The sequence below is a fragment of the Microcoleus sp. BM001215392 genome, from assembly GCF_036700185.1.
GTDB lineage: Bacteria > Cyanobacteriota > Cyanobacteriia > Cyanobacteriales > Microcoleaceae > Microcoleus.
The window spans coordinates 1-4557 of record NZ_JAUBOJ010000494.1 but is presented as its reverse complement, the minus strand read 5'-3'; the positions used below and the strand labels follow the sequence as shown (position 1 = coordinate 4557).

The following is a 4557-nucleotide window of genomic DNA, read 5'->3' as shown; positions in this document are numbered from 1 at the left end:
ACCTCAACTTAGCCTATGCAAACCGTGACGGCGCCACTAAAATTATTCACAATCAAATGCAAGCGCCCCTCAAGGTGCAGCGTCCGTTTTATCCTGAAGGGAAAGAAGTTTGTCACAGTGTAGTTTTGCACACGGCTGGGGGAGTTGTCGGGGGCGATCGCCTTTCGCTCAATTTCCACCTCCAACCAAACGCCAAAGCTTTAATTACCACCGCCGCCGCTGGTAAAATCTATCGCAGCAGCGGACAGTTAGCACAACAAAATATTGACATTCAAATAGATGCTGGCGCTAATTTGGAATGGCTGCCCCAAGAAACAATCGTTTTCGACGGCGCCATCTATCGGCAAGATTTGCAGGTAAAATTAGCGCCGCAAGCGAGTATTTTGCTGTGGGAAATCACCCGGTTTGGACGCAGTGCTAGGGGCGAAAAGTTTGTGTCTGGAGAATGGCGATCGCACACCGAAATCTGGCAGCAAAACAAGCCTCTGTGGATTGATAGACAATGGCTAAAAGGTGGGTCTAAAATGCTCGAAAGTGCTCACGGTTTAGCAGAAAAACCCGTAGTCGCTACTCTGGCTTGGATCGGCGAACCAGTCACAGCCGAGATGGTAGAAAAAGTGCGAGCTTTACGCTGCGAAGAAACAATTTATCCCGCATCTGCGGCAGTTAATTCTGCAACCGGCGTTACTCGCATTCCCAACGGTTTGCTGTGCCGGTATCGCGGTTCCTCCACTGCTGCCGCCAGAGACTGGTTTATCGCCATTTGGCAATTGCTGCGTCTGTCTTTTTTAGAACGCCCTTGCTGTTTTCCCAGAGTTTGGATAAAATAACATTCTTTCGGAGTTTCACGTAGTTTCTATTCCTGCTGCAACAAATCAAATGCAATACCGGCTCCCAGTACAAGACATACAACTTCCAATAAACTTTCCTTGCGACAATATAGCTGAGTTTTGCCACAAAAAATATGCGATTCCCTGCGGGATAGCTTCGCTTCACGGCAAACATTCTTTTTCCGGTTCTTTGCTAAAGTCCAAAAATCAACTACGTACCACCTTGACACAAACCGGATTTTAACACTATCGTTGGGTTATCGGATGTAATTAGCGATAATTACGGCTGCTGATAGTTGAAAACTCATAAATAATGCGATCGCCTTCACCAAAATAAAAATGCAACTCACCCCCCAAGAAAAAGACAAACTCCTGATTTTTACCGCCGCCCTGCTAGCAGAGCGCCGCAAACAAAGAGGTTTAAAATTAAATTATCCCGAAGCACTAGCTTATATTTCCGCCGCCATTTTAGAAGGAGCAAGAGATGGTCTCACCGTCGCAGATTTAATGAGTTACGGCACAACTTTGCTGACGCGAGAAGATGTGATGGAAGGGATACCAGAAATGGTGCAAGAAGTGCAAGTTGAGGCAACTTTTCCCGACGGAACAAAGTTGGTCACAGTACACGATCCTATTCGTTAAATATTTAACTGGATATATTCACAGGAGACAGATATGATTCCGGGAGAAATGATTGTTTCAGAAGGCGAAATTGAGTTAAATGCCGATCGCCCAACCCTGCGGCTGCTGGTCGGAAATACGGGCGATCGACCTATACAAGTCGGTTCCCACTATCACTTCTATGAGACGAACGAAGCCTTAGCATTCGATCGAGAACGAGCAAAAGGAATGCGCTTGGATATCCCTGCGGGTACAGCAGTCAGATTTGAACCGGGAGATGAAAGGGAAGTGCAATTAGTGCCGTTTGTTGGTAGCCGTCAAGTCTACGGCTTCAACTCAAAAGTTAACGGTCATCTGGATGCTCAAGCATAAGAAGAAAAGCGTTCGCGAGTGTTAAATTTTAATTAAATTAAAGAATTTTTCACAACTTATTTTTAAGTTAAAAGTCGCCCGTAGCCCTAGGCAGAAAGAGTGACAAAGCAATCTCAAAACTTTGTCTGTGCTTTCTGTATAAGTGCATGAGTTGCTTCGTTTTGCGATGAAATTTTCAGACTTTTGAGCGAGTTAAAATCGACAGTTTGCGATCGACACTGGTTGTTAAGAGTGCAAACATACACAGTAAAAGCCCGTGATGAACCCAAAATTAGTTGACCAAATCAAACAAATGTTGAAACAGAGTTTGCTATCAACATCGAGGCGTGTTTGGAGAACCCCATTAGATCGGCGTACCAGCATCAAATTGCTAGACGACAACATCGTTTACAAACAGCACCACGAACCCATCAACATACCTGCACTAACCTCAGTAAATGGATTGCCTTCTCGGTTTTTCACTACAGAAACAACCGTTTCTTTTGACCCAGATTATGTTTGGAAAGTTTCGCTGAATGAACAAATAGATTCTCTGACTATTTGTACGTCTGGCAACACGCTGCTGAATCACAAATTGCTGTTAGACTTAGATTTTCGGATTAGCGGTGCCGGAATTCTGGAATGGCCTTACAGACCCCACCAAATTACATATCCGCTGGTAGTTGCTCCTTGGTCACATTTGTGGTGCAGTTATTACGATTATGTAATTTTTGTACTCGCTAAACTTTGTCGGATAGAACAGGCTTTAGGTAAGGAAATTTGGCAAGAAGCAAAAATTTGTTATCCTCTGCGCCATACAGTTTTTGAGTCGGGATTTATTAGCAAACTTGGTATTCCTGAAAGTTCTCTGATCGATACTCGCGCTAGAGATACGGGATATCATGCAGAAAGCGTGGTGGTGGGAAACAATCAAGATTGGTATTTTCCCAGTCCTTACGATATAGATTTGTTGCGGAACAAATTCTGTCTTAAGGAAAATGTCAAGCCTCACAGAAAACTTTATGTGTCTAGAAGCGGGCGGCGCCAGGTTAAAAATGAGGCAGAAGTACGAGAGGTTTTGAAAGAGTTTGATTTTGAAATTTTAGAAGATACTTCGCGTACTGTGGATGAACAAATTCGCCTGTTTGCAGAAGCGGAGGTGGTTGTTGGCCCTCACGGTGCTGGTTTCACAAATCTGCTGTGGTGTCAGCCGGGAACGAAAGTATTGGAATGCTTTTATGGAGGGTATACTCCACCATATTTTTATTACATTTCGCAGCTCTTGGGATTAGAATACTATCGGATGGTTGATGACAACGAAGATTCGGAAGATTGGAGTTTTATTGGTATGGATATGATGGTGGATGTGAATGTTTTGAAAAAGCAAATCAAGAAAATGCTGGAGTAATTTTCATTATTGGTCAAAACGTGCGATCGCACAAATATTGTAAATATTTGCTAACTGAGATTGAATAACTCGGTACATAGTATAATTTAAGTTAGCCTCAACTGCCAACTAAAAAATTATTTATATTAGGAGAAAGCATGAGTTACAGAATGGATCGCCGCGCTTACGCGGAAACCTTCGGGCCGACAACGGGCGATCGCGTGCGGTTAGCTGATACTGAGTTATTCATAGAAGTTGAGCAAGATTTCACAACCTACGGGGATGAAGTTAAATTTGGCGGCGGTAAAGTCATTCGCGATGGCATGGGACAGTCACCTATTTCTAATGCTGATGGTGCTGTTGATACGGTAATTACTAATGCTTTAATATTGGATTGGTGGGGAATTGTCAAGGCAGATGTGGGGATTAAAGATGGCAAAATTTTCAAAATTGGCAAAGCTGGAAATCCTTACATTCAAGATAGGGTAGATATTATTATCGGGCCCGGTACAGAAGTAATTGCTGGTGAGGGAATGATTCTGACGGCGGGGGGAGTTGATACTCACATTCATTTTATTTGCCCGCAACAAATCGAAGTGGCGATCGCCTCTGGAGTCACTACCATGATCGGCGGCGGCACTGGCCCAGCAACGGGTACAAACGCCACGACTTGCACTCCGGGGCCTTGGCATATGTACAGAATGCTGCAAGCAGCCGATGCTTTCCCGGTGAATTTGGGATTTTTAGGTAAGGGAAATAGCAGTCAACCTCAAGGATTAGTCGAGCAAGTTTTGGCCGGTGCAATGGGTTTGAAGCTTCACGAAGATTGGGGAACTACGCCAGCAACGATCGACAATTGTTTAAATGTAGCTGACGAGTACGACGTGCAAGTGGCAATTCACACAGACACTCTGAATGAAGCCGGATTTGTGGAAGCTACAATTGCTGCGTTTAAAAATCGGGCTATTCACACTTACCACACAGAAGGTGCTGGCGGCGGACACGCACCGGATATTATTAAAGTTTGCGGCCAAGCTAATGTTTTGCCTTCCTCTACTAATCCGACTCGCCCTTATACTGTCAATACTTTGGAAGAACATTTAGATATGTTGATGGTTTGCCACCATTTAGATCGGGGGATTCCTGAAGATGTGGCTTTTGCTGAGTCGAGAATTAGAAGGGAAACTATTGCTGCTGAGGATATCTTGCACGATTTGGGTGCGTTTAGTATGATTTCTTCTGACTCGCAGGCGATGGGAAGAGTCGGAGAGGTGATTATTCGGACTTGGCAAACTGCACATAAAATGAAGGTGCAAAGGGGGAATTTACCCCCCCTAACGCCCCCTTACCAAGGGGGGGAAACAAGAG

General features: G+C 44.4%; 5 protein-coding genes. All 5 read left to right on the top strand.

The window, feature by feature from the left end; all coding sequences use genetic code 11:
- On the top strand, positions 1-830 hold an 830-nt coding region (locus tag QT974_RS31370), incomplete at its 5' end, for an urease accessory protein UreD (protein WP_333472285.1).
- Positions 831-1169: 339 nt separating this feature from the next.
- Entirely contained in the window at positions 1170-1472 is a 303-nt protein-coding gene (gene ureA, locus QT974_RS31365) for an urease subunit gamma (RefSeq protein ID WP_333472284.1), read from the top strand.
- A gap of 33 nt (positions 1473-1505) precedes the next feature.
- A complete protein-coding gene (locus tag QT974_RS31360) occupies positions 1506-1823 on the top strand; it encodes an urease subunit beta (RefSeq protein WP_333472283.1) in 318 nt (105 codons plus the stop codon).
- A 259-nt stretch (positions 1824-2082) separates the two neighbouring features.
- Positions 2083-3210: a glycosyltransferase family 61 protein gene (locus tag QT974_RS31355; protein WP_333472286.1), complete on the top strand. Its 1128-nt coding sequence runs from the start codon at positions 2083-2085 to the stop codon at positions 3208-3210.
- Between the two features lie 137 nt (positions 3211-3347).
- Positions 3348-4557 (top strand): urease subunit alpha (gene ureC, locus QT974_RS31350; protein WP_333472282.1); only part of this gene is annotated, 1210 nt, incomplete at its 3' end.

Excerpts from the sequence above, each read along its gene's own strand:
- ureA (WP_333472284.1), top strand. The coding sequence starts at position 1,170 with ATGCAACTCACCCCCCAAGAAAAAGACAAACTCCTGATTTTTACCGCC.
- QT974_RS31360 (WP_333472283.1), top strand. The coding sequence starts at position 1,506 with ATGATTCCGGGAGAAATGATTGTTTCAGAAGGCGAAATTGAGTTAAAT.
- QT974_RS31355 (WP_333472286.1), top strand. The coding sequence starts at position 2,083 with ATGAACCCAAAATTAGTTGACCAAATCAAACAAATGTTGAAACAGAGT.